The 26480-nt window shown below is 41.4% G+C and carries 25 protein-coding genes, 1 tRNA gene and 1 pseudogene; 9 read left to right on the plus strand and 18 right to left on the minus strand.

All coding sequences use genetic code 11. The annotated features are described in order from the left end of the window. Positions 1-124: 124 nt before the first annotated feature. Complete coding sequence (ppsA, locus tag DZ860_RS14250) at positions 125-2500, plus strand: phosphoenolpyruvate synthase (protein WP_120032395.1); 2376 nt, start codon at positions 125-127, stop codon at positions 2498-2500. A 72-nt stretch (positions 2501-2572) separates the two neighbouring features. Here ppsA and DZ860_RS14255 read toward each other — a convergent pair whose 3' ends face one another. The 9 genes from DZ860_RS14255 to srlA (DZ860_RS14295) all read right to left on the minus strand — a co-directional run bounded on the left by DZ860_RS14255 (position 2573) and on the right by srlA (DZ860_RS14295) (position 8965). After that, complete coding sequence (locus DZ860_RS14255) at positions 2573-2932, minus strand: PTS glucitol/sorbitol transporter subunit IIA (RefSeq protein ID WP_207890637.1); 360 nt, start codon at positions 2930-2932, stop codon at positions 2573-2575. A 7-nt stretch (positions 2933-2939) separates the two neighbouring features. Then, on the minus strand, positions 2940-3950 hold the full coding sequence (srlE, locus tag DZ860_RS14260) for a PTS glucitol/sorbitol transporter subunit IIB (RefSeq protein ID WP_120032397.1): 1011 nt from the start codon (positions 3948-3950) through the stop codon (positions 2940-2942). Further along, a complete protein-coding gene (srlA, locus tag DZ860_RS14265) occupies positions 3947-4513 on the minus strand; it encodes a PTS glucitol/sorbitol transporter subunit IIC (protein ID WP_120032399.1) in 567 nt (188 codons plus the stop codon). Before srlA (DZ860_RS14265) ends, srlE (DZ860_RS14260) begins: the two co-directional genes overlap by 4 nt. Positions 4514-4646: 133 nt before the next feature. After that, positions 4647-5426: a glucitol operon DNA-binding transcriptional repressor SrlR gene (srlR, locus tag DZ860_RS14270; RefSeq protein ID WP_120032401.1), complete on the minus strand. Its 780-nt coding sequence runs from the start codon at positions 5424-5426 to the stop codon at positions 4647-4649. Between the two features lie 73 nt (positions 5427-5499). Further along, positions 5500-5859 carry a transcriptional regulator GutM gene (locus DZ860_RS14275; RefSeq protein WP_120032403.1) on the minus strand — a complete coding sequence of 120 codons (360 nt, stop codon included), beginning with the start codon at positions 5857-5859 and terminating at the stop codon, positions 5500-5502. 329 nt (positions 5860-6188) lie between these two features. Continuing rightward, complete coding sequence (gene srlD, locus DZ860_RS14280) at positions 6189-6965, minus strand: sorbitol-6-phosphate dehydrogenase (RefSeq protein WP_120032405.1); 777 nt, start codon at positions 6963-6965, stop codon at positions 6189-6191. 51 nt (positions 6966-7016) lie between these two features. After that, on the minus strand, positions 7017-7373 hold the full coding sequence (locus DZ860_RS14285) for a PTS glucitol/sorbitol transporter subunit IIA (RefSeq protein WP_120032407.1): 357 nt from the start codon (positions 7371-7373) through the stop codon (positions 7017-7019). Between the two features lie 10 nt (positions 7374-7383). Then, positions 7384-8403, minus strand: a complete 1020-nt coding sequence (gene srlE, locus DZ860_RS14290) for a PTS glucitol/sorbitol transporter subunit IIB (RefSeq protein ID WP_120032409.1) — start codon at positions 8401-8403, stop codon at positions 7384-7386. Between the two features lie 13 nt (positions 8404-8416). Beyond that, positions 8417-8965, minus strand: coding sequence for a PTS glucitol/sorbitol transporter subunit IIC (gene srlA, locus DZ860_RS14295; protein WP_120032411.1), 549 nt, complete (start codon positions 8963-8965; stop codon positions 8417-8419). 306 nt (positions 8966-9271) lie between these two features. Here srlA (DZ860_RS14295) and DZ860_RS14300 point away from each other — a divergent pair, with 306 nt between their 5' ends. Beyond that, the gene (locus DZ860_RS14300; protein WP_120032413.1) at positions 9272-10252 is read left to right on the plus strand and encodes a KpsF/GutQ family sugar-phosphate isomerase; all 981 of its coding nucleotides are present in this window, start codon (positions 9272-9274) and stop codon (positions 10250-10252) included. Between the two features lie 238 nt (positions 10253-10490). Further along, positions 10491-11153: a transaldolase family protein gene (locus tag DZ860_RS14305; protein WP_120032415.1), complete on the plus strand. Its 663-nt coding sequence runs from the start codon at positions 10491-10493 to the stop codon at positions 11151-11153. A gap of 373 nt (positions 11154-11526) precedes the next feature. On the opposite strand, the gene DZ860_RS14310 is transcribed toward DZ860_RS14305, so the two are convergent. After that, a complete protein-coding gene (locus DZ860_RS14310) occupies positions 11527-12000 on the minus strand; it encodes an Lrp/AsnC family transcriptional regulator (RefSeq protein ID WP_120032417.1) in 474 nt (157 codons plus the stop codon). A gap of 295 nt (positions 12001-12295) precedes the next feature. Between DZ860_RS14310 and DZ860_RS14315 the strand changes: the two genes are divergently transcribed. Both DZ860_RS14315 and DZ860_RS14320 read left to right on the plus strand, forming a co-directional pair. After that, a complete protein-coding gene (locus DZ860_RS14315) occupies positions 12296-13591 on the plus strand; it encodes an L-cysteine desulfidase family protein (RefSeq protein WP_120032419.1) in 1296 nt (431 codons plus the stop codon). A gap of 1046 nt (positions 13592-14637) precedes the next feature. Then, a complete protein-coding gene (locus DZ860_RS14320) occupies positions 14638-15897 on the plus strand; it encodes an SLC5/6 family protein (RefSeq protein ID WP_439333138.1) in 1260 nt (419 codons plus the stop codon). A gap of 112 nt (positions 15898-16009) precedes the next feature. On the opposite strand, the gene DZ860_RS14325 is transcribed toward DZ860_RS14320, so the two are convergent. The 3 genes from DZ860_RS14325 to DZ860_RS14335 form a co-directional block, all read right to left on the minus strand. Further along, positions 16010-16891 (minus strand): radical SAM protein, encoded by an 882-nt coding sequence (locus tag DZ860_RS14325; RefSeq protein WP_120032423.1) that lies wholly within the window; start codon positions 16889-16891, stop codon positions 16010-16012. A 104-nt stretch (positions 16892-16995) separates the two neighbouring features. Then, positions 16996-17808 (minus strand): enoyl-CoA hydratase/isomerase family protein, encoded by an 813-nt coding sequence (locus DZ860_RS14330; RefSeq protein WP_120032425.1) that lies wholly within the window; start codon positions 17806-17808, stop codon positions 16996-16998. Positions 17809-18368: 560 nt separating this feature from the next. Next, a tRNA-Arg gene (locus DZ860_RS14335) sits at positions 18369-18445 on the minus strand. Positions 18446-18647: 202 nt separating this feature from the next. Between DZ860_RS14335 and folD the strand changes: the two genes are divergently transcribed. Then, positions 18648-19508, plus strand: a complete 861-nt coding sequence (folD, locus tag DZ860_RS14340; protein ID WP_120032427.1) for a bifunctional methylenetetrahydrofolate dehydrogenase/methenyltetrahydrofolate cyclohydrolase FolD — start codon at positions 18648-18650, stop codon at positions 19506-19508. 361 nt (positions 19509-19869) lie between these two features. Here folD and DZ860_RS14345 read toward each other — a convergent pair whose 3' ends face one another. The 4 genes from DZ860_RS14345 to DZ860_RS14360 form a co-directional block, all read right to left on the minus strand. Beyond that, positions 19870-21069, minus strand: coding sequence for a NupC/NupG family nucleoside CNT transporter (locus tag DZ860_RS14345; RefSeq protein ID WP_120032429.1), 1200 nt, complete (start codon positions 21067-21069; stop codon positions 19870-19872). Between the two features lie 226 nt (positions 21070-21295). Then, the gene (locus DZ860_RS14350; protein ID WP_120032431.1) at positions 21296-22237 is read right to left on the minus strand and encodes a LysR family transcriptional regulator; all 942 of its coding nucleotides are present in this window, start codon (positions 22235-22237) and stop codon (positions 21296-21298) included. Positions 22238-22347: 110 nt separating this feature from the next. After that, the gene (locus DZ860_RS14355; protein ID WP_120032433.1) at positions 22348-23322 is read right to left on the minus strand and encodes a lytic murein transglycosylase; all 975 of its coding nucleotides are present in this window, start codon (positions 23320-23322) and stop codon (positions 22348-22350) included. 44 nt (positions 23323-23366) lie between these two features. After that, the gene (locus tag DZ860_RS14360) at positions 23367-23648 is read right to left on the minus strand and encodes a YcgL domain-containing protein (protein ID WP_120032435.1); all 282 of its coding nucleotides are present in this window, start codon (positions 23646-23648) and stop codon (positions 23367-23369) included. A gap of 239 nt (positions 23649-23887) precedes the next feature. Here DZ860_RS14360 and minC point away from each other — a divergent pair, with 239 nt between their 5' ends. From minC to minE, 3 genes are read left to right on the plus strand one after another with little or no spacing between them, the layout of a single operon-like run. Then, complete coding sequence (gene minC / locus DZ860_RS14365; RefSeq protein ID WP_120032437.1) at positions 23888-24550, plus strand: septum site-determining protein MinC; 663 nt, start codon at positions 23888-23890, stop codon at positions 24548-24550. 19 nt (positions 24551-24569) lie between these two features. Continuing rightward, a complete protein-coding gene (gene minD / locus DZ860_RS14370) occupies positions 24570-25382 on the plus strand; it encodes a septum site-determining protein MinD (protein ID WP_120032439.1) in 813 nt (270 codons plus the stop codon). Between the two features lie 6 nt (positions 25383-25388). Beyond that, entirely contained in the window at positions 25389-25652 is a 264-nt protein-coding gene (gene minE / locus DZ860_RS14375) for a cell division topological specificity factor MinE (RefSeq protein ID WP_120032441.1), read from the plus strand. Positions 25653-25965: 313 nt separating this feature from the next. Here the strand turns inward: minE and DZ860_RS14380 are convergent. Further along, positions 25966-26480, minus strand: a pseudogene (locus DZ860_RS14380) (iron-containing alcohol dehydrogenase); the annotation flags it as partial.

Below are 26480 nucleotides of genomic sequence, written 5' to 3' on the forward strand. Positions count from 1 at the left end.
ATAATACAAATAAATACCCCGAGCAAACTATTACGCATACCACAGCTTTGAATATTTGTTAAAATTTTTTCAGCTTCAACGTAAACGTTTGCCCCTACACAAAAGCTGCATTCTGGAGAAAGACATGCAAAACAATACTCTTTGGTTCAATGGCCTATCCATGGAAGATGTTGATAAGGTTGGAGGCAAAAACGCATCACTGGGAGAAATGGTGTCTAACCTTTCTAAAGCCGGTGTATCTGTACCAAACGGCTTCGCCACTACATCTTATGCCTTTAACCAATTTCTTGACCACGATGGTCTAGATGAGCGTATTCATCTACTACTTGATGAGCTTGATGTCAGTGACGTTGATGCTCTGCGTAAAACTGGTGCCCTAATCCGCCAGTGGGTTTTAGATGCACCTTTCCCAGCCGATCTTGAAAAAGATATTCGAGAAAACTATCAAGAACTCACCGCGGATAAGCCTGAACTCTCGGTTGCTGTTCGCTCTTCTGCCACCGCAGAAGATTTGCCGGATGCCTCTTTTGCCGGCCAGCAAGAAACTTTCCTAAATGTGAAAGGTATTGACGCCGTACTGGAAGCAACCAAGCACGTGTACGCATCCTTGTTTAATGACCGAGCAATCTCCTACCGAGTGCACCAAGGTTTTGACCATCGTGGTATTTCCTTGTCCGCTGGGATCCAGTGTATGGTGCGCTCAGACAAAGCCTCTTCAGGCGTTATGTTTACGTTAGATACTGAATCAGGATTTGATCAAGTGGTGTTCATCACTTCTTCTTGGGGCTTGGGAGAAATGGTGGTACAAGGCGCGGTAAACCCTGATGAGTTCTATGTTCATAAACCAATGTTCGAGGCGGGCCAGCACCCAATCGTTAAGAAAACATTCGGTTCAAAACAGATCAAAATGATTTATTCGCCAAACCCTGAGATTGGCAAGCAAGTTGAGATCGTCGATACCGATGCGCAAGAGCGTAACCAGTTCTCGCTAAACGATGAAGAGATCAAAGAGCTGGCAAAACAAGCCATGATCATCGAAAAACACTACCAACGTCCGATGGATATTGAGTGGGCAAAAGATGGTATAGACGGACAGATCTATATTGTTCAAGCACGTCCAGAAACGGTTTGTTCACAGGGCAATAAAAACGTCATTGAACGTTATGAATTAAGTAACAAAGCTGACATTCTTGTTGAAGGTCGTGCTATTGGTCAGCGCATCGGAAGTGGCCCTGTTCGCCTAGTTGACTCACTGGACCAAATGTCTTTGGTACAAGACGGTGACGTTCTCGTGACTGATATGACGGATCCTGATTGGGAACCTGTTATGAAAAAAGCAGCAGCGATCATCACAAACCGTGGTGGCCGTACCTGTCACGCAGCCATCATTGCTCGTGAACTCGGTATTCCAGCCATTGTTGGCTGTGGAAACGCAACTGAACTGCTAACCGATGGCGCAACAGTGACCGCCTCATGTGCCGAGGGGGAAACCGGTTATGTCTACCAAGGTGAGTTAGAGTTTGAAGTCAAACGTTCTTCCGTGGATGAACTTCCACTATTGCCAACCAAAGTGATGATGAACGTTGGCAACCCAGATCGCGCATTTGATTTTGCCCAAATTCCGAACGAAGGCGTAGGCTTGGCGCGTTTAGAGTTCATCATCAACAAGATGATTGGTATTCACCCGAAAGCCCTATTGAATTTCGATGCTCAAAGCGATGAACTCAAAGCCGAGATTACTCAGCGCATCCGTGGCTATAAAGATCCCGTTGATTTCTACGTCAGTAAACTCACTGAGGGTATCGCCACTATCGCTGCTGCTTTCTGGCCTAAACGTGTCATCGTTCGTATGTCTGACTTTAAGTCGAATGAATACAGCAACTTGATTGGCGGCAAAGACTACGAACCACATGAAGAGAACCCAATGCTTGGATTCCGTGGTGCATCTCGCTACATCTCTCCAGATTTCGAAGAGTGTTTTGAACTGGAAACACGCGCGATCAAACGCGTCCGCAATGAAATGGGTTTGAAGAACGTTGAAATCATGATCCCATTTGTCCGCACTACCGATGAAGCTGCTTCAGTTATCGATCTATTAGCGAAGTTTGATTTACGCCGTGGCGATCAAGGCCTAAAAGTCATCATGATGTGTGAACTACCATCTAACGCGATTTTAGCCGAAGAGTTCCTTAAGCACTTTGATGGCTTCTCTATCGGTTCCAATGATATGACTCAGCTTACCCTCGGTTTAGACCGGGACTCTGGTGATATTGCTTACCTATTTGATGAACGTAATCCAGCCGTAAAAGCGATGTTGAAAATGGCTATAGATGCGGCAACTAAAGCCGGTAAATACGTGGGGATCTGTGGCCAAGGTCCATCGGATCATGACGATCTCGCGCAATGGCTGATGGAGCAAGGTATCAACTCAGTCTCACTAAACCCTGATACTGTCATCGATACTTGGCTTAAACTGAGCAAGGTCAGCAACACACAGTAAAAAAATACTCTGTAGATAATAAATAACATTGCTTACAATGAACTAGCCCCTGCATAACAGGGGCTTTTAAAATTACCCAAACACTATCTCATCGCCAATATTTAATGTATCTGGACAAGTTCCGATAACATGAACGGTACCAGGTTGTTCTGGCTCTAGAAGACCATCAAACTTAATCGTGATGTGTCCAAGGTTCGCCAAGTTTTGGCTCACAGCGCAACCTACAGCGGTGACGACAAAGTCTTTTTCAGCAATCAGTAAAGTACTCTGCGTACTGATAATGCCGACATCTTTTCCTTGATCGTGGATAAAACAATAGTCACCAACATCTTCAGGTACACTCTGATTAAATAAAATAATCATGTTATCTTCTAGCGATTCCATCGCTAGACATCCGATATCCGTTATCGTGGCTTTAAATTGCAAAGACATAAATAACCTAGTGGTAAATAAACATAGAAACGAACCAAGCAAGTAAAACGGTTGGCGCACCTGTGATAAAACGAGAATAAAGTACAGATGGTACCCCCACCTCTATCGTCTCTTTCTTCGCATCAGCTAAACCTAACCCGACAGGAATAAAATCACATGCCGCTTGGGAGTTGATTGCAAATAGTGCCGGTAGTGCAAAATGCGGTGGAATCGCTCCTGTTCCAATTTGCACACCCACTAAAACACCAATAACTTGTGCAATGACTGCACCAGGGCCTAGAAACGGTGAGAATAATGGAAACGAGCAAATCAATGCGAGCATCACCAACCCTATTGGATTTGACGATAACGGCGTTAGCAAATTGGCAATAAGGTCGCCAAGCCCCGAAGCAAGAATAACGCCAATTAACATCGAGACAAACGCCATGAAAGGCAGGATCGTTTTTAGTACAGAATCAATGGTATCTCGACCTACCTGATAAAAAGTAGCCATAATATTACCCATCGACATACCGACTTTGGCAATAATACCACCACTCTGTTCACTCAATTTTTTATTTGTATCATAAGAAACTGAGCTGTTTTCATTTATATGTCGAACACTGCTTTCTTGTTGGTTTACGTTAGTTTGGCTGATGGCTTGTTCACTACTTGCATCAGCGAGACTAATGCAAGTTTCATCGATGGATGAAGCATAAATTCCCTCATGAATAAACTGAGCCAGTGGCCCTGATTTACCCGTCGCATGAATGTTAAGCGTATAAAGGTTTTTTTTCGGATATAAACCACAACGTAATGTTCCGCCGCAGTCGATTACGACTAAACCAACGTCTTCATCAGCAACCACACTCTTAAATCCATCCACCGCTTCCCAGCCAGTCAACTTGCAAATATGGTCCACAATTGTAGGTCGACTTCCACCCGTAATGAACAGTACTTTTTTTTCAGGGACAACTGGAATTTGTAGAGGTCCACCCCAACCATGATTCCCAGCAATGACATTCAATACACTACTCATTGTTTATGCCCTTCCACTGTAAAATCCACAGTATCTGACAAGGTCTTTCCTTGCTGTTTACATACCATTGCAGTCGTAAAGTCAGTGACCCAACCTCTAAAGAAGTTTGAAACGAGCCCAACGAGTAAGTATCCCATTGCCAAAGGAGCTAAAGGCAGACCAAGTTGTGTAATGCCATTTGCAATTCCGAGATAAATAAACAATTCACCAGGATTAACATGGGGAAACATGCCATTCATAGTGTGACAACTATAGGAGGCAGAGGCGTAATATGAGGGTTTATAGCGTTCAGGAAGAAACTTCCCAAGGCTCAATGTCATTGGGTTGCAAAAAACAAAAGTTCCCAAGAAAGGGAGAACGAGATATCGAGAAACCGGATTGCTGGAACACTTAGCCGCCAATTTTTCAATCCGATGCTGACCGATAAAGCGAATGATTGAGTTCATCGCAATCAACAAGCATATGAGTAGCGGTAAAATGCCCGTCACCATGCCGACTAGAACTTCACCACCTTTTTCAAAAAGTCCAAAAAACCATTCAGCACCTAAAGTGAAATACTCCATAAAGCCCACATAAATACAGATACAACATACGGGCTATTCTGATACATAATGATTAATGAAACACTAGCAGTGTTTTAATTTGTGATTGCAATCATCAAAGAAGCTTTCAAAGTGAAAGCTATTAACTTTTCATTTACACCAAGTAAACCGTAATACCAATATTCGTTAGGCCTTTTACGAATTCTTCTGATAAATCTGAATCTGTAATAACGACATCAACCAAGTCAAGTGGAACAACAATATTGGGACTTTTACGGCCAAATTTGGATGAATCGAGCACGACGATAATTTGGTTAGCCGACTTACACATTGCCTGACTGACTTGATAGGCTTCATTATAAGTCGTACACCCTTGCTCTAAGTCAAACCCATCGGCACCAATAAAAAGCTTATCAAACGTAAAATGACTAAAAGCACTTTCGGCTAAGCTTCCATGAAAAGAAGCAGAACGCTTTCTAAATGTACCACCAGGCATAATAACCGTATGTTCTGAATTCAATTCGTTCATGGCTTGAACAATATGCATACTATTTGTCATTAAAGTCAATGACATAAGATTATCAAATTCAGGAACCATCTGTAATGTTGTACTACCACAATCTAGAATTATAGAGTCCCCATCACCAACAAGTTCTGCCGCTTTTTTTGCAATTCGGATTTTTTTATCCAAATTTAAGGTTTTCTTTTCGTCCATACCAATATCTTCAGATACAACACTAGAAGCTGCATTATTGGAAATAGCTTCTGCACTGCCATATCGTCTCGCAACGATTCCTTTTTCTTCCAAAGCTCTTAAATCACTTCGGATCGTAGCCCCTGAAGTATGAAAAATAGAAGCAAGATCGTTTACTGCTGTTTTGCCGTGCTGCTTAAGGTAAGAAACCAACTGACTCTGTCTGCTATCAATACTCATTATTCAATCTACCGATTATTTTTTGATTTATTCTACACTAGATCCCTATCATATTGAAGGCAATTTGAAAGTGTTATTGTTCAGTTTGAAAGGCAACTTCCAATGCTTCAACCATTCCTTTATTCAATCCACTTAATGTCTTATTGTTAAATGGATATGAGTGACCTATCAGTTCTGGAACCGTCTTAGGTCGAGCAAAGACAGTGACACCATTAAGCACTTTTGCATCAATAATAATCCCATCATCTGCTTCAACTAACACAAGAATTGTTCTTGCTTTCCAACGACTTTTCGTACGGCCAATTTTCACTTTTCCTTTATGAGACATAGAATGGATCATTCTATTAAAAGCGCGGATTTGGAAAAAACTCATACCGATTTGGGCAACCCAAGCAACAATAGCAACAGTTATTAATAAAGAAACAGAATCCATAATCCACCTCTAGGTAGTAGCCCTAGTGCATTAGTTAATGAGAAAATAACAACTCTGATGATGATGAATGTTTCATATCATCTTATTGTGATATGAACATTTTACTGACTATTGATACTTTAGTCTTTTGTTTTTGAGTTAGGTGTTACGCGCATATAATTAAGGAATAAGTGAGTTCCCCAAGCCATGATGAGCACTAAAACGATTGCAATTAAAATATCCATAAAATGCCTTACTATGCCTCAGGAATTTGAGTGTGAAAGGGAAAAACAAATATAAGAGGCTTCTGCCCCTTATATTTTCACTTCATCTGGTTAACTAAATAACCGCTAGAACATCACTTGGCCGCCAGTGATATTAATAGATTGTCCAGTGCAATATTTCGCACCATCACTCACATAGAACTTAAGGACATTTAAAACGTCATCGTAGCCACAGCCCGCTTTAAGAGGCACTTTATCAATGTAGTGTTGTAGAACTTCTGACTCTTCAAGACCCAGTTTTTTCGCATATTGAGGAATCAAGCTTTGGAACATTGGTGATTCAAGTAAGTTACCAAGCATTAAGCTGTTTACTGTGATCTTGTCATCAGCTAGATCTAGTGCGATAGACTGAGTTAAGCCAATACCACCGAACTTAGCTGAGCTATAACCTGCGTTGTGCTTACTACCAACTTTACCTGACTTACTGTTGATCTGAATAATACGACCTCCATTACCTTGCGCTACCATGTAGCGTGCAGCTTCGCGAGCACATAAGAAATAGCCGTTAAGGTTTACATTCACATTAAAATTAAAATCTTGAAGTGTAAAATCAGTAATTTTCGTCGCTTTTGCTACACCAGCGCTGTAGACCAAGATATCAATACTACCAAGTGTCTCTTGGATAGTTTTAAACGCTTGAGCAACACTCTGTTCATCAGTGGCATCAACTTGAACACCCACTGACATTCCAGCGCCCTGCAATGTACAGATATCGTCCGCTACTTTTGATGCATTTTGACCATTTAGATCAGCAACACCCACTTTGTATCCTTCAGCTGCTAGCCCTTTACAAAGATACTCACCTAGTGTTTGACCACCACCAATAACGACAGCTGTTTTCATAACGAATCTCCGAAAAATTAGGCAGTGCAAAAGACCACTGCCTTAAAAAAATCAATTAAAACTAATAGTTGAGCCAACATTCAAAGTACTTGGTTGAGCGCCACTTAAGTGAAGACTACCGACGAAGTCAGCTTGATCTGCTGAATCAAAACGCAACGTGATATGACCTAAGTTGCCTAAATTTTGATTCACTGCGTCACCAACTGCGGTTATGGGATAACTCTTGTTATCGATAACCACTTCACCACCGACAGAAATCTCACCTCTTAATTCATCATGGGTATGCACAAAACAGTATTCTGCGGCATCAGCGGGAACAGACTTGTTGAATAAAATCAGCATATCGTCTTCAAGTGCATCTACAGCACATTCACCAACTTGAATTATTTCAATGCTATACAAGCTCATTTTCTTACCCTTAATTGTAAATAAACATAGAGACAAACCAGGCTAGTAATACAGTTGGAGCACCAGTAAGGAATCGGCCATATAGAACCGATGGAACTCCCACTCGTACTGTTTCTGGTTTTGCTTCAGCTAATCCCAAGCCTACTGGGATGAAATCACATGCAGCTTGAGCATTAATTGCAAACAAAGCTGGTAATGCAAGGTGCGGAGGGATGTTACCCAGACCAATTTGCGTACCGATTAAGACACCAATAACTTGCGCAATAACCGCTCCAGGGCCCAAAAATGGTGACAAGAAAGGGAATGAACAAATCAACGCAAGGACAATCAGTCCAATCGGATTTGTTGCTAATGGCACAAGAACATGCGCGATTGTGTCACCGATACCACTCGCTAAAATCACACCAATAAGCATGGAAACAAAAGCCATGAATGGGATAATGGTAGAAATAACGGTGTCAATGGTGTCACGGCCGGCTTGGAAAAATACCGCCATGACATTACCCATACCCATACCGATACGAGCTAATAATCCATCCGATTGTTCTGTCAGTTTTTTATTGGTATCAAAACCACCACCACCCATGACTGCATTTCCATTGGCATCAATAGAAATTTCATCAGCCATTGTCGGTTCTGCGACAGTTTTAGAGCTCAGCTCTGCTTCACTCGCTAAACTGATACAGTCAACATCAACGCTAGAAACATAGTTGCTTTCATTAATGTATTTAGCCATGACGCCTGATTTGCCCGTTGGCATAACATTCAGTGTCGGGATATTATTTTTAGGGTACAAACCACAGCGCATAGAGCCACCGCAATCAATAACCGCTACCGCCATCTCTTCGTATTCACAACCATCTGCAAATCCATCAACGGCTTCTAAACCTGTTAGTTCAACTAAACGGTCAACTATAGCTGGTCGTGTCCCACCAACCATGTACATGATCTTTTTGCCTTTTGGAAAGTCGACTAGAAGCTCTTTACCCCAACCGCCTTTACCTGCTTTTATTTTTAATGTTGTCGTCATGATCTCTTCCCCATTAACCGAAACGTACTTCGCGGTCTAATTGAATGCCCTGCTGTTTCTCAACCATCATGGTTGTAAAGTCAGTAACCCAACCTCTAAAGAAGTTTGAAACCATACCAACAACTAAATAAGCAACTGCAAGAGGTGCAAGTGGTAAACCTAGAGTCGTAATTCCGCTCGCTATACCAAGATAAACGAAAAGTTCACCTGGGTTTACATGAGGAAATAGACCGTTCATAGAGTGGCAAGAGTAAGAGCCAGCAGCGTAGTAACTTGGCTTGTAACGCTCTGGTAAAAACTTACCTAGAGATAGAGTCATCGGGTTACAAAAAATGAAAGTACCGACAACAGGAAGAATCAAGTAGCGCGAAATTGGGTTGTTTGCACATCGGCTAGCTAGCTTTTCAACTCTATGTTCACCAACAAATGCGATAAGCGCATTCATTGCACAAAGCAGTGCAATCAATAGTGGAAGAATGCCGGTCATCATACCAAGCAGAACTTCTCCACCCTTTTGGAATAGCCCTATAAACCATTCAGCCCCTAAAATTATTGTATCCATTTGCTTCACCTTTACGTTATTTGGTGGTCGCATTATGCATAGGAACTTTCATTTTAAAAGTGATATACCTCACACAATGAAAGTGAAGTAAAAATCAAATGAAAGCACAATGAAACAAACAAAAGCAAATGACACATGCAAACGCATTAATAATCAACAACTTACAGTAACAACATTCACCTTAATATAATTCAAATAAAAATTTTAATTGAACAGAAAAACAATCAAAGGTAAATTGAAAGAAATAAAAGCCAGTTTTCATTTCAATTGAAACGAGTTGAATTCATTAGGATAGGTTTTAGCTAAATGATGGATGTAAAGACAAATGAAACCCTACGCGCTACCGCTCTCGGCATAATTCAAGAAGAGTTGCATCAAGCCAGCAAGCTCATTGATGTTGTGGATGACAACTTTGTCAGCATTTGTCGAGCAATATGCGAATGCAAAGGTAAAGTGATCATTTCTGGGATAGGTAAATCCGGGCACATCGGCAAAAAAATTGCGGCCACGTTTGCCTCAACAGGCACACCGTCATTTTTTGTCCATTTAGCTGAGGCATTACATGGTGACTTGGGAATGGTTGAGTCTTCAGATATGGTTATTTTTATTTCAAATTCGGGAGAAGCCCATGAATTCAAGGTCATGTCCCCGCTATTGACTCAAAAATCAGTAACTTCTATCGCAATAACTCAAAATCTCAATAGTTTTTTGGCCAATCAGTGCTCTTATCGTTTATCTACCGCGGTTGATAAAGAAGCCTGTCCATTAGGATTAGCCCCAAGTTCAAGTACCGTGAATACGTTGATCTTAGGTGATGCGATTGCTTTAACCGTGATGACGATGAAAGGTTTTAACCATCATGATTTTGCGCTATCTCATCCCGCAGGAGCCTTGGGGAATTCTCTCTTACTTACGTTAGATCGATTACTTGGTGACAAGCAAAAACAAGCCTTTTGTCGTGCCGATACAAAAATCGTCGATGCCATAGAATTAATGTGTCAAACCGGACTTGGGCTGATAGCGATAGTTTCAGATCACAAAGTTATTGGTGTTTTTACTGATGGCGATTTACGTAGAGCCATCCACCAACATCATGACTTAATGTCACCCATTAGTGATGTAATGACTCCTTGTTTCAAACATTCTTTCTCTGATCAGTTGTGCAGTAAAACGCTGAGGTTTATGACGACACATTCAATATCTGCAATCCCTGTGGTTGATAGAGAAAGTGAGACATTTTTAGGTGTGATAAACATAAATACCATTCACCAAGCTGGTGTTTGTTAGATACGAATCTTATTACGTGCTAATACAGGTACCCCCTAGCTCCTTAATACCTGTATTAGCCTTTTATGCCATGCAATACCCAAAACATTTGAAAATGCCATTCGGCGACAAGTAACAATATCTGTCAAGCATGGCCATCAAGCATAGGTGAACGATGTGATTGGACCGCCCAAACTTCACAAAAACCAAAGCAATTTCAAGTATGCCGGGTATCCCCCTCAAGGAAAAGGGATTAGATATGACCATTTATCTCGATACCAGTGATATCGAACAAATTAAAATACTCTCTGATTTATTACCTATTTCTGGCGTAACCACGAACCCAACAATCGTGGCTAGATCGGGAGAAAAGTTGAATACCCTTTTACCCAAGATCCGTGATGCTCTAGGGAATAATGGATTGATCTTTGGACAGGTAATTAGTAACGATGCCGGCAGCATGATAGAAGAAGCGATAAAGCTTAATCAAATTGTCGACAATTTTGTTGTGAAAATTCCGGTGACTCTGCAAGGCATAAAAGCCATCAAGTCATTAAAAAATGAGGGGATCAAAACATTAGGCACCGCAATATATACACCACAGCAAGGCATTGTTGCTGCATTGGCCGGTGTATCTTTTGTCGCTCCTTACATTAATAGAATTGATACGCTCACTGGTAACGGAATTGAAACCGTAAGCACTATTTCACACTTACTAGCGCATCATGCACAATCATGCCAAGTACTCGGTGCCAGCTTTAAAAATACCAAACAAGTCATAGATTGTTTAAGCATGAGCAATACTAGTGTCACTATTCCTGTGGAAATAGCTTACCAAATGATGACAAACCCTTGTGTTGACGAGGCCATTAATCAGTTTCAGTGTGATTGGATTACTGCCTTTAACTCACTAGAACACTAGAATTGGACTTTAGTGATACATGAACATTTCATTTAAGAACATCTTAAACAACGTATCTATAGATTCAGATGCCATTTACCTACTGCACGAATTAATGTATCAACCGAGTGGGAACATGAGATTAACTGAGATGAGAAAAATACACTCTTCTTGGCTAAATTCTGAACCTAGAATAGTCTTAATGCATTGTATGCAAAATGCTTTTGTCAGCTTAGAACATGAGCACATTCAACTCACAGAATTAGGTTTGAGCCACTATTTAGCAAACTCAAACGATAGATATTACCTTTGATGGGTAAATGACATTAGAAAAACTGAAACTCATTGCGATTTCAGTTCTTCTAATCTCACCTCATCACCAATCAAACTCCCTTCATTTAAGCGGCAGTACGGTGCTGAATTTCAACGACTCCATTGCGAACGTCGACGTCACGTTGGTGAGTCCTTCAACTTGGTTAACCAATCGCTTGTAAAAACCATCAAAGGCGTTCATGTCTTCTACTTGCACTCTCATCATGTAGTCGTATTCGCCAGCCATACGATAGAAATCCATCACTTCTGGCATATCAAATACCGCAAGGACAAACTTTTCATACCAAGCATTCGAGTGGTCACAGGTTTTCACTTGAACAAAAGCCGTAAAGTTAACACCAATTTTAGCCGCATCTAAAAGAGCAACACGCTTGGTTATAACGCCCTCATCCTCCAAGCGTTTCAATCGCTTCCAACAAGGAGTAGTCGTCAAGTTAACGGTTTTAGCCAGATCATTTAAAGACAGTGTCGCGTCTTGCTGCAGCGCAGCTAATAAAAGACGATCGACTTTATCTAGTTTTACTTTCTCTCCCACAAGATCCTCACACAACTTAATAAGCACACTGCTTAGGAAAATTTGCTACTCATACATACAACAGTAGAATTAAATTTGTGATAGAGATCACTTAACGAATCCATCTCATGCCATATGCATCGGTATTATCAGGTATTCATTATCGTTATTTTACTTAACGATAAATAGTAAAACTTTCTCTTTTTACTCTAAATTGAAGAATAATTGGCAAAAAACTTCTTCAAGTAATGATTTACAATAGAAAAAAATCGAGGTCACCCTAGACCCAAAACTATAAATTTAAGCGAGCTTATCCATGAAACAACACCTATGGTCATTATTTATTGATGTAATCAAGCGCGAGGTAGTTCCTGCCCTTGGTTGTACTGAACCTGTTTCCGTTGCTCTAGCAACCGCGATCGCTATCGATAAATTAGGCGTAAAAACTGACGCCAGTTCAGTAAATATCGAAGCCAGTGTTTCTCCAAATCTAATGAAAAATGGTATGGGTGTTGGTATTCCGGGAACTGGCACGGTAGGTCTACCAATGGCAGCAACTATTGGTGCAGTCGCTGGTGACCACACTGCAAATCTAGAAGTGCTAAAGAATGTCACAACTGATGATGTTGCTGTAGCCAAACAGATGCTAGACAACAACCAAGTTTCAGTCGGTGTTGCTGACGTTTCAAACGTCTTGTACGCAAAAGTAACCGTATTTTACCAACAGCGAAGCGTTGCTGTGACGATTGCAGATGGCCACACCAATGTTGTCGCTATCGAAGAAGACGGCATCACGGTATTTCAAGCTGACAAGCAAGTTAAAAAAGAAGCAAATAGCAGCAATCCTTTCGAGCAAGCTACAGCGCAAGATGTATATGACTTTGCAATGAATGCCGACCTTGAAGATATTCGCTTCATTGAGCAATCTAAAATATTGAATACAGAACTATCTGAAGAGGGGCTTACTGGTAACTACGGTTTAAAAATCGGCGCAACTTTCCGTAAAAATCAAGAGTGCGGCTTATTGTCAGGTGGCCTATTAACAGAAGTGTTGATGCGTACTGCAGCGGCTTCTGACGCTCGTATGGATGGTGCAATGAAACCAGCAATGAGCAACTCAGGTTCAGGTAACCAAGGCATTGCTGCTACAATGCCTGTAGTCGCAACTGCTGAATTTTTGAAAGCCAATGAAGAGCAAACTATTCGCGCTCTAATGCTTTCTCATTTAATGGCTGTTTACATCAAGAGCTACCAGAACAAACTCTCTGCTTTATGTGGTGCAACTACCGCTTCTATGGGCTCTGCTGCTGGTATCACTTATCTACTCGGCGGTAATTTTGAACAAATCAGCGCATCAATCTGCAGCATGATTGGCGATATCGCGGGTATCATTTGTGACGGTGCTAAAACCTCTTGCGCAATGAAAGTATCCTCTTCTGCTGGTACCGCTGTTAAATCAGCGTTGATGGCAATAGATGGCATACGTGTTACTGGAAATGAGGGTATCGTTGCTAACGATGTAGATCAATCGATTATAAACCTATCTGCGTTAGCAAATGGGTCAATGACACAAACTGATATCCAGATCCTAGATATCATGGTAAATAAATAATGTGACAACTCTGTTTTTATAACAGAGTTTAATATCCGTTACATTATGACTTTTTAAAAAAACATCTAAGCCAAGCTATGCAATAACAAATAGCTTGGCTTTATTAAAATCAAAATCACGCCCTTGCTTACATCGATATAAATTATATTCCATTCTCCTCCAAGCTAATTTTTATAAGCTCCTACATTACTAAAGTCTAATCTAAAGCTGATATTTTAATCTTAACGTAGTATTACTCTACTGGCTGTGAATTCACACCACTAACAATATAAAAATCGCTTCTCAAGCTTATACGTATAAAATTTAAACACCCTCTACCAAGGTTATCTCGACCAAAGCCACCTTCACATGTTTTATTATTGGAAAACAGCTAGATAACCTAGTTAGATATCGGTTATAAAAGCTACTCATGCTATATTCCAAATAGGTTACACCGCTTACGAACTTAACTATCACCTCCTTTAACAACCTAAACCCTCCCAGTAGTTATCATACTTTCAGCTAATAACTCCCATAGAAAGCTAACGGCAAATGAAATATATGTAATTATTTTTCGCATAATTTTAACCAATAAATAACTCTTTTTTTCATAACTATATTAGTGCGAAGAAAAACAATCTCCCAAGCTTTGTATTCACCTTATTAATTAATGAAAGTGTGAACAATCTCTCGTGCGAAAAAAAACACATTTAAAAATAAAAAATGGTATAAAGTGAAGCCGATCAAGCTTTTAAGCGGCAAAAACAAAACGATACTTGATCTAAGTCAGGACGGGGAATTAACTATATCAAACATAAATATTTATAGCATTTTTTTCTACTTTAAGCCTTTTTAGCGACATTAATAGCAAACTATTTCTATAAATCCTGGCGTATGCTCCATCTTAAATCAAGCCAAACACCTTAAAATGTTTGCAGATAATAATAAATAAACCTCTGACTTTTTAACGGCAATCGCCATTATAAATGGAAATAATTATGAGTGAAATAATTCAAGACATCCCTACTTGTACTGAGGATACGCGACCTATTCATGAGCGCGCTAATATGAGCAAAAGCGAATGGAAACAAGCGATCAAATTTGACAGTGTCGATCTAGGTTGGATTGTAATGAGTATCGGTATGGCAATTGGTGCCGGTATCGTATTCCTTCCAGTACAAGTTGGCGTAATGGGTCTGTGGGTATTCCTTCTCTCTTCGATCATCGGCTATCCGGCGATGTTCCTTTTTCAAAAACTTTTTATCAACACTCTAGCTGAATCGAAGAAATGTACTGACTACCCGGGTGTTATCGAAGGTTATTTAGGTAAAAACTGGGGGGTTGGATTAGGTGTCCTTTATTTCCTAATGCTGGTTATTTGGGTATTGGTTTACTCTCTAGCTGTAACAAATGATAGTTCATCATACCTACACTCTTTTGGCGTCACTGAAGGGCACCTTAATGAGAACGTTTTCTACGGTCTAGGACTTATCTGTGTGCTTGCTTTCATCGGTTCTAAAGGTGAAAAGCTATTGTTCAAACTGTCTGGTTTTATGGCTGTCACAGTTCTGGCTCTTGTTGCAGTAATGGCTGTTCTACTAATCGCACGTTGGGATATGGCAAACATTCCTGCTATTGGTGATTTCGGTCCAATGCTGAAAAACGCAATTATCACTCTACCGTTTACTCTAACGTCTATCCTATTCATTCAGTCGTTGAGCCCAATGGTGATCTCTTACCGCTCTCATGAACGCTCTATCGAAGTTGCGCGCTACAAAGCTGAACGCGCTATGAAAATCGCTTTCGCTATTTTGTTCGTTGTCGTGTTCTTCTTTGCTGTATCGTTCACATTTGCTATCAGTCAAGAACAAGCAACTGAAGCAATGAACAAAAACATTTCAGCATTAGCAATTATCGCGCATTACTTCCCTGGTAGCTGGGCAACTGTTGCTGGTATTGTTATCAATATCTTTGCTGTTGTGACTTCATTCTTCGGTGTGTTCTTAGCGTTCCAAGAAGCATGTCGTGGTCTAGCAATGAACATCCTGCTTCGTTCTCGTAAAGAGTCTGACATCAACAAGAACCTAGTTAATAAACTGGTTACAGTGTTTATCATCCTGCTAGCATGGTCTGCGATTGCGCTAAATGCACCAATCCTTTCATTTACATCAATCTGTAGTCCAATCTTCGGTATGGTTGGCTGTTTGATTCCAGCATACTTGGTATACAAAGTTCCTCACCTAAACAAATACAAAGGTGCTGCGACTAACTTGATTATCGTAACTGGTATCCTACTTTGTATTTCACCACTGTTGGCTTTCATGTAATTACTTTCACGTAATGGGACGCTAACAAATGAAATAATAAAAAAACGGCTCTTTTGAGCCGTTTTTTCCTATAAAGACTGACCAAATTTTTAAACATAAAAATCCGATCTATCTAAAACTTCCCTAAATATGCTTTACCAATAAGGTTACTGTCTTTATTTTGCAAAAGATGATCAACATGGGCTAGGACATCGAGCTTAACTTGCTGTAATGTTCCTTTCATCGGTAGCAAATTAGAACCATGAGTACTGTCTATCAATAAACTGTCTCGCTGCAAATTTTCCAACAGCGTTTTAATCTCTTCCAGCACCTCATAAGGATTAAGAAGCTTGAACTCCCCTTTTACGACTTGCCTAAACAATGCCGTCCCATCAATCGGTACCGTTGTCAGTAGCCCCAACAAGTACGGATTCATCTGATTGATCAACCGAGCAGTTTGCTGCGCATGTTGTTGGGATTGATCACCACTACCTCCCAAACCTATCATCACCATCGCAACAAGTTTAATTCCTGATTCAACGATATTTTTACCCGCAGTCAGCATTTCATTGGCTGTCACCCCTTTGCGTACCGCTTTTAATACCTCATCGGAACCCGATTCGACACCAAGGTAGGTCATGGTTAACCCAGCTTCTCTTAGTTGTTTAAACTCATCAATGGACTTATCTAACGTACTCTGCGGACCTGCGTAGGTGCTCACATGTGTCAGACGGGGAAACGCAGCATAAAGTTCAGCTAAAATTTCTAGCAACATCGCTGTGGGTAGTGAAATCGCATCACCATCACTTAAGAACACCTTCTCGACACTATCGCCCAATGCAGCTTTCGCCATACGAATGTCTTCTTTTAGCTCTTCGAGCGGGCGTACTCGATAGCGAACATTTTTATACATTGAGCAATAGGTACATTTGTTATAAGAGCAACCAATGGTACATTGCAAAATATAAGCATCGGCCTCTGGTGGCGGACGGTAAATATCACCTTCATATCGCATAAAAAAACCTTATCGAGGACGGATCCATACCATTAAAAAAGCCGCCATAACGACGGCTATTAGCTATGCGCATAGAGCCTCAGGCTCTATTACTAAGTCTGTAATTATTTAGACAACTCTGCTGCTGTATCGCCAAAAATTCCCGGCATATCTTTCGCTTCGCGCTCGGTTTGTCCACCGTGTTTTAAAAACGCCTCGATAATCGCTGCCGTTTTGTTTTCTTTAGCGCGCTCTAGGAAGTAACGAAGTTCCAATTCAGCACCCGCCTCTTCATCTTTAATCGATGTGGAAATGATCTCTTTGTACATCACGATATCTCGCACTTCTAAGCTGCTAATTACGCCTAGTGTCGCATTCAAAAATGTGTCCATTTCTGCTTTTGGTACGAATTTGGTAATGATGTTTAAGCTCTCCGCCTCTTGTGCGGTGAAATCGTTACCTAACAACAGTGCTTGCAACGCTTTGTTTTTGCCCATTCTTCTTGCGTATTGCACCGCACCTTGACCACCCGTTGGGATGTTTACGTGAATTTCTGGCTGAGCAAATGCCGCATTTTCTGTCCCATATGCAAGATCACAGGCCATAACAAACTCATCACCGCCCCCACGAGCGACGCCATCAACCACAGCAACAGAGACTTGTTTCATTGCTTTGATATTCGCGATCATGTGGTTGAACTCAATCGATGCTGCTTGACCTCCCTGCGTTCCATTGATCACATTTAGATCGAGGTGCGCTAAAAAGAAAGATTCATGAAGTGATTTAAACACCACTACCTTGGTATCACGGTCGTCCTTAAGAGAAAGCACAAACTCGTTAATTTCATTAATTAAATCAATTGTTAGTACATTTACTGGTGGATTGTTGATAGCAACTGTTGCAATACCATTTTGGTTAGTGATTGATATTTTTTTCATTGTGAACTTCCTCTTTGATTAAGCCGTGGCTATATCAGTGTCGTTACTCAATAAGAGCGATTTATCTGAAAGGGCCACATCTCTGTAAGTGCAGCTACTATAAATCTTATATTAGGGATGAAAAACACCACTATTTTCACAATATTGATGCCAAAAAAGCACCAATCAACTTGTTATTGAGCCGAAGTTTTAGGGTTTTCTAATCGTTTATGGCTATAACTTGATGTAATAGAAAGAGGACGACTCGGTTAACTCAAAGCAAATGAGCCAATTAGAAAAAGAGATCGAGGTTTGCTTACTTAGCGGGAATGACTCGTTCATTATCTTTCACTTCCGCTGGCAATAAGATACTCATGTAAGTCACACAGTTACGTTTCCAAGCTGCAGAAAAACAACCTGAGATTGAACGAGAGCTCGAATTAGAAGGTAAGGAAGTCGATATAATACAAGAAAGATTTGGTATCAGTTTTTGCACGGAGAGATAATAAAGAGTGGTACGGCGTCACCAGATCGCAAAAGCCCCGACAACTCGTTGAGTTATCGGGGCTTTCTAGAATAAATGGCACGCCCTGCAGGATTCGAACCTGCGACCACATCCTTAGAAGGGACGTGCTCTATCCAGCTGAGCTAAGGGCGCGCTACAGGAAAGGATTATACGAGTTAGTTTTTCGAAATCAATCGCTTTTATCTACAATCGCATCTAAGTGCTTAAAAAAAACTCAAGACACTGTTATGTGTATAAAAACAACCCAAGGCAAACGTTTGCTTATAGATGTTTGTCAAATAATTTGCGACAATGCTCAGCAAATTATTCACCACTATATTTCTGAAGGAAAGTCATGACTGCTCAAAATATTGATGGAACTCTCATATCGCAAACCGTACGTTCTGAAGTTGCCGCTCGCGTGAAAGCACGCACAGAGGCAGGATTGCGTGCCCCTGGTCTTGCGGTAATTCTTGTTGGTGAAGATCCGGCTTCTCAAGTTTATGTCGGCAGTAAACGCCGAGCGTGTGAAGAGGTTGGATTTATATCTAAATCGTTCGATCTTCCTGCTACATCATCAGAACAAGAATTATTGGCGTTGATTGACGAACTCAATAATGATCCACAAATTGATGGAATTCTCGTCCAATTGCCTTTGCCTGCAGGTATAGATTCCACACACGTGCTAGAACGTATCCATCCAGAAAAAGATGTTGATGGCTTCCATCCATATAATGTGGGTCGTTTAGCTCAGCGTATGCCAAAATTACGCTCATGCACACCGAAAGGGATTATTACCCTACTTGACCGCTACAATATTGATCTACGTGGCAAGCACGCGGTTGTTGTCGGAGCTTCAAACATTGTTGGTCGTCCAATGACACTTGAGCTATTGCTTGCAGGCTGTACGACCACCACTTGCCATCGGTTCACTAAAGATCTTGAAGGCCACGTTCGCCAAGCTGATCTTGTTGTTGTCGCTGTCGGCAAACCAAACTTCATTCCTGGTGACTGGATTAAGAAAGGTGCGGTCGTGGTCGATGTTGGCATTAACCGCCTAGCATCAGGGAAACTGATTGGTGATGTGGAATATAGTAAAGCAAAAGAAAATGCTAGCTTTATTACTCCAGTTCCAGGCGGTGTTGGCCCTATGACAGTTGCCAGTCTGATTGAAAACACCATGCTAGCGTGTGAACAATTCCACACAGATAAATAATAAAATTAAGATATTGAAAAGGCTCCGCAAGGAGCCTTCTTTGTATGGTGCTGGAAGTTGTGTGGTTTCTTTTACCAACACCCCCTCTAACTCCCCCTTGAAAAGGGAGAGAGCTAGTTCGAGCTCGCTATAACTTCAATATCCCAATGATAAGGTAAGAAGCACAGCGAGTGAGTACTATTGGAGAGTCGTAATCCTTTCTTACCCAATACCCCCTCTAACTTCCCCCTTGAAAAGAGGGAGGACTGGTTCGAGTTCGCTACAACTTCAATATCCCAATGATAAGGTGAGAAGCACAGCGAGTGAGTACTAGTCCCCTCCCCTTATCAAGGGGAGGGTTAGGGAGGGGTTAATTGCACTCTTATAAGCTCAGTATCACACCAGCGATCGATGCGCTCATTAAGTTTGCCATCACACCAGCAGCAATAGCACGGAAGCCGTATTGAGAGATGAAAGTACGTTTTTCAGGAACAATACTTCCCAAACCACCAATCAACATCGCCATAGTTGAAATATTAGCGAAACCACATAGTGCAAATGTCACGATAGCTTGCGAATGCTCGCTGAGTAGCGGTTTCACTTCCATTAACTGAATGAATGCGACGAATTCGTTCACCACAATCTTATTACCAATCAGAGAACCAGCAACCGTCGCTTCGCTCCATGGCACGCCAAGTAGCCAAGCAACAGGAGCAAATAAGTAACCTAGAATCAACTCAAAGCTCAGATCAATACCAACTAAGCCGCCAGCCCAACCCAGTATGCCGTTTAGCAAAGCAATCACACTCACAAACGCAAGCAAAGTTGCACCTACCGCTACTGCAATACGTAGACCCGCCATTGCTCCGTCAGCCATCGCTTCTACAACGTTAGTCGCTCTTGGCATTTCAACGTTTTCTAGTTCAACTTCAGGTGCCACTGTTTCGCTTTCTGGCATCATGATTTTTGCCATCAACAGACCCGCTGGTGCCGACATAAATGCAGCTGCAATCAGATAATTCAAATCCACACCCAGTGATGCGTAGCCGACCAAGGTACCACCGGCAACCGATGCCAAACCACACGTCATTACAGTAAAGAACTGAGAATCCGTCATGTGTTTTAGATAAGGTTTCACCACCAATGGCGCTTCAATCATTCCAACAAAGATGTTTGCTGTCGCAGATAGCGATTCTGCGCGGCCAATACCCAGTAGTTTTTGTAAACCGCCACCAATCACATTGATCACTTTTGGCATCAGACCAATATGGTACAAACCAGAAATCAACGCAGAGAAGAAAACGATGATACCTAGTACGTTAATAGCAAAGGTAAATCCACCTGTCGCTAAACCACCAAATAGAAATGCGATACCCGCTTGGCCGTAATTGATCAGATTCGATACCGCACCGGTTACGCTATTTAGCGCATCTTTACCTGCTGGTACATAAAGCACCAATAATGCAAAGATCACTTGGAGTGCAAAAGCCAAAGATACGGTTTTAAAATTAATATTTTTTCTGTTGGTTGAAAACAACCATGCCGTGAAAAAGATCGCGACAATACCAAGAATTGAGTGCATAAAAAGAATCCGACAAAAGGGGGAACGTGAAAGGTGCCGGATGATAACCACAAAAAAACGAGACGCAAGTCACACTTGTTAAAACTCTGGATAGAATGCTGCACACAAAACAACCAGCGGCGTAACAAATTGTTTTATATGAAGATAAACGATTGCCTATCTATATTATTTCCAAATAGAAAATATGTTTCTGGGTTGAGAAATAATTCGGTCTCCTTTATTTGGCTCAGGGACGAGAAATATAAGGAGCAAGCTTTTTCTCCCATTGGCATGGGGAACCCACTTTTTGTTTGATGAAATCAATTACAGCTGCGGTTTTTTTGGGTAAATATCGACGACTAGGATAGACGGCATAAAATGGCATGTTTTGACTCGCGCGCCAATCAGGCAATAACTGAATAAGCTGCCCATTTTTAAACTCATCTTGTATGAGGTAAGTCGCAAGATAAGCCACGCCCCACCCCGCAACAGCAGCGTCTCGCACCGCTTCGGCAAGATCCACCGAGTAATTACCTGATACCTTTACAGAAAGTTGCTGATTTGGCTTAGCAAAACTCCAACTGGTATAGTCTCGCTCCCAACTGCGATAGATTAGGCAATTATGATCGACAAGATCATTAGGGTGATGGGGAGTTTGATGATGCATTAAATACTCGGGAGACGCCGCCACAACAAACTGGCTATCTGCGACTCTCTGGGCGATGTAGCCCTCCGGCAGTTGTTCATTATTAGTAATCCAAAGATCTAAGCCCTCTTCGAGCATATCGACTTTGTAATCAAATAAATGCACTTCAACTTGCAAGTTAGGGTAGAGATCGCGCAACTCCTGCATAGCAGGAATAATATGCAATGTTCCAAACGATTGAGACAAACCGAGTTTAACTAAACCGGCAACTTCGTCTCGCTGGCATTCTATATCTCGCTGCGCCTCATCGATAATATGCACGATTTTTTGGCAATGATGATAAAAATGTTCACCCGCTTCCGTTACAGTAAAGGTGCGTGTTGTTCGCTGCACTAATTTCACATCCAGCGACGCTTCAAGTTGAGCAAGTTGTTTACTCACATGCGAAACAGAAACTCCCAAACTTTTTGCCGCCGCGGTAAAGTTCTGATGTTTCAATAACGCCGCAAAAACGACCATTTGTGCAGCACGTTCAGATAACATGTTTATTCCTTATATACCCAAATAACTTCTAAGAGCTTGGATATAGCATTAAATAAAAAAGGCTCCTAAGAGCCCTTTCATCTGCCTACCAAAGATCAATTAACAACACATCAATCGAGCAATATGCGATCAGCAAGGTGACTTACTGCCAACGCGAAATAGTATGAGCGATTCCATTTCATTAGCACGTTGTAGTTATTGTAAACCAGATAAACACGGCCATTGGCATCGTCAGGAGCGATTAACCACGCTTTAATATCTTTATCCAGTTTAGGTAATGGGCGGCCATCATAACGTGTTACCCCCATTGCTCCCCATTCTTGCAAGTATTTACCTTTTTCTGCATCACGTCCTTGTATGCTGGTATCAAATCCATTTGGCAGTTTTACCTGACGCCCCCAAGTATGATGTTCATCCCACCCAGATTGGCTCAAGTAATTTGCCGTCGAAGCGAAAACATCTGCTTCTGTCGTCCAGATATCTTTTTTGCCATCGCCGTTTCCGTCAGCAGCAAAAGAAAGAAATGAGCTTGGCATAAACTGACACTGCCCCATGGCACCTGCCCAAGATCCTTTCATATCTGCAGGGCTAATATGCCCTTGCTGAAGAATCTCCAATGCCGCCATGGCTTCTTTGCGGAAAAAGGCTTCACGTCTACCGTCATAGGCCATAGTTGAGAGCGCATCAATCACACTATAGTTACCTGTAAACTTACCAAAGTTACTCTCTACTCCCCATAGCGCGACAATAAAACGAGGATTCACCCCATATTGCTCACCGATCTGTTGCAGTTGATCGTAATGCTGCTTGTAAAGCGATTTCGCCTGTTCCACTTTCCAATCGGGAACAGCCCGAGGGATATATTCATCCAACGTGAGTTTTTTCTCAGGTTGGTTCCGGTCAGCTTTAACTGCACGCGGTTTGTAAGTTACATCTTTAAAAGCTTCAGTAATAATTGACTCGGATATTCCATTACCACGAGCTTCAACTTTCAACTTTTCAACGTACTCATCAAAGCTGGCTGAGCTTGCCCAACAAGATCCAGAAAGTGTTAAACCTAATACAACTGACAATATTTTTTTCACTCGTCTCTCCCTTGAGTTCAAGTGCTCGCTCTTTTAAGTGTAAGTTACTCTGACTTTTGGCGAGCTTTTTGTTCTTTATATTCTTCTAATAAGTTTTTCGGTGGTGGCGGTAACTGTAAAAAGTACCCTTCACTATTCATTGATTGTCGTACTTTTTCGATATCAACTTGTGCCAACTTACGCCCATCTAATTTGATGACCATCACCATAGTTGGTTTACCAAACATCTGCATCAAAGTGTCAGGAACTTGTGAGAAATCGTCCTTTTTCGGAATATACAGATAAGCACCGTCTTTTTTAGAACTTTTGTAAATTGCACAAAGCATTGTAAGCCTTAATTCCATCTTTAATTTAATAAACACCAATGTTGCTTCTCTTTTGAGATGCAAAACACTTATATCTAAGAGACCTCTAGACACCAAATACTGCGCACCTTAAGGTTACTTAGGTATAATTATTCGCAAGATAACTTGCTGTGCTTTAGCGGGGAATATAACATGACAACCCTAGTCTCAGGCAACGTCCTTTCTACGACGGTGCTAAAATAACGAGGTCCAAAGTAAAGATGTCACATACCCCCGACTTGAAAGGTAGTAGTTTTACTTTGTCAGTTTTGCACCTTTCTGACAACGATGTGGATAAAACAATCCATTTTCTAAAAGAAAAGGTCGAGCAGGCTCCAACTTTCTTTGCTTCAGCACCTATTGTTATCAATATAGCCAAAGTTGATGGCGACTTGGATTTCCCAAGACTTAAACTTGGTTTGACTCAAGCAGGTATGATTCCAGTTGGGATAATGGGATGCAAAGATAAAAGAGTACAAAACCTCGCTTCAGACGCTAATTTCGCCATCATGACAGCGAGTAAATCACCGACTCAAGCGCCAGCGAAGATGGTACCGACGAAAATCATTCGTACACCAGTTCGTTCAGGCCAGCAAATCTATGCTAAAGATTGCGATTTAGTCGTGCTTAATCATGTCAGTGAAGGCGCAGAAGTCATTGCTGATGGTTCCATTCATATTCATGGAACACTGCGAGGTCGCGCGATTGCCGGGGCAAGCGGTAATAAAGAAGCAGTAATTATTTGTAATAAGCTCAATGCAGAGCTGATGTCCATTGCTGGACATTACTGGTTAACCGAGCAGTTTGCTGAAGAGTTTTGGCAACAAAAAGTGATGTTTAGTTTGCATAATGACTCGCTCAGATTCGAGTCACTCACGATTTAAAATAATTAAGGAACACATAATGGCACGCGTTATTGTTGTCACGTCAGGTAAGGGTGGTGTTGGTAAGACAACATCAAGTGCAGCGATTGCATCAGGACTGGCTCTTAAAGGGAAAAAAACCGCAGTCATCGACTTCGATATCGGTTTACGTAACCTCGATTTAATCATGGGCTGTGAGCGTCGTGTTGTTTACGATTTTGTAAATGTTATCAATGGGGAATCTACCCTTAATCAGGCTCTTATCAAAGATAAGCGTACTGACAACCTTTTCATTCTCCCAGCTTCACAAACACGTGATAAAGATGCATTGACGAAAGATGGCGTTAAGCGTGTTCTTGATGAATTGGATGAGATGGGTTTTGACTTTGTCATCTGTGATTCACCAGCAGGTATCGAGCAAGGCGCGCTAATGGCGCTATACTTTGCTGATGAAGCGATTGTTACTACAAACCCTGAAGTTTCTTCTGTACGTGACTCAGATAGAATCTTAGGTATTCTTGATTCTAAATCACTTCGTTCTGAACAAGGGCTTGAGCCAGTAAAACAGCACCTATTACTTACTCGTTACAACCCAGCACGAGTAAACCAAGGCGAGATGCTCAGTGTCGAAGATGTGGAAGAGATTCTACACATTTCATTACTTGGTGTGATTCCAGAGAGCCAAGCGGTGCTAAACGCTTCAAATAAAGGTGTTCCAGTTATTTTTGATGAACAATCAGACGCTGGTATGGCTTATGACGATGCTGTCGAGCGATTACTAGGCCAACAAATTGACTTCCGCTTCCTAACTGAGCAGAAGAAAGGGATTTTCAAACGACTATTTGGAGGCTAAAAAGACATGTCTTTACTCGAATTTTTCCGTCCGCAGAAAAAAAATTCTGCTAACTTAGCCAAAGAACGTTTACAAATTATCGTTGCAGAGCGTCGTAGTCATGACGATCCTGCACCGTCATATTTACCTCAGCTTAAAGAAGATATTCTAAAAGTGATCAGTAAGTATGTTTCCATTGATCCATCAATGGTTGATTTAACGTTTGAGCACAAAGACGATGATATTTCAGTGCTTGAGCTTAATGTAAAATTACCAGACGACGAGAAATAACCCACTCTCGTCACTTATAGCTGCATTTGAATAAAGGCTGATGTTGATACATCGGCCTTTTTATTACCTGTCATACTTATCCTCCCTCCCCTAAGATACTGCGCTCTCTCCGTAAACTCTCCAGCTCAGGGGATTCGTTGAGAAAATTAGTTCAAGGTATTGAAGCATTTCATCGGTCGTTCTCTATGTGAACATACTTCATGCCAGTACATTTCAGGACGGAACATGTAGATAAAAAAAGCCCCAGCCTTTCGACTGGGGCTTTAAACTTCCCGATATAAATTTCGTGCTAGCGAAAACTTATCTCAAAAAATTAAGCGTTCGCTTTTTCTTTCTTTGCTTTTGGTGCTGCTTTCGGTGCTTCTTGGTCTTCTTTTTTCTTGATGACTGTAGTGCCTTCGAAAGTTTCACCTTCAACGTATACAGAACCGTAGTAAGCCGCTGTTAGTACTTCTTTTAGTTCGCTGATTAATGGGTAACGAGGGTTCGCACCAGTACATTGGTCATCGAACGCTTCAACTGATAGCTCATCCAGTTTTGCAATGAAGTCAGCTTCGTTTACGCCAGCCGCTTGAATTGATAGTGGAATATCCAAATCAACTTTAAGCTCTTCCAACCAAGTTAGTAGACGTTCAATCTTCTGAGCAGTGCGGTCACCAGCTTGGCTTAGGCCTAGGTGATCAGCAACTTCAGCGTAACGACGACGTGCTTGTGGACGGTCGTATTGAGAGAATGCAGTTTGCTTAGTTGGGTTATCGTTCGCGTTGTAACGTACAACGTTAGAGATAAGTAGTGCGTTAGCCAAACCGTGTGGTAGGTGGAACTCAG

It is taken from the genome of Vibrio sinensis (assembly GCF_003605645.1).
In the GTDB taxonomy this organism is placed as follows: Bacteria; Pseudomonadota; Gammaproteobacteria; order Enterobacterales; family Vibrionaceae; genus Vibrio; species Vibrio sinensis.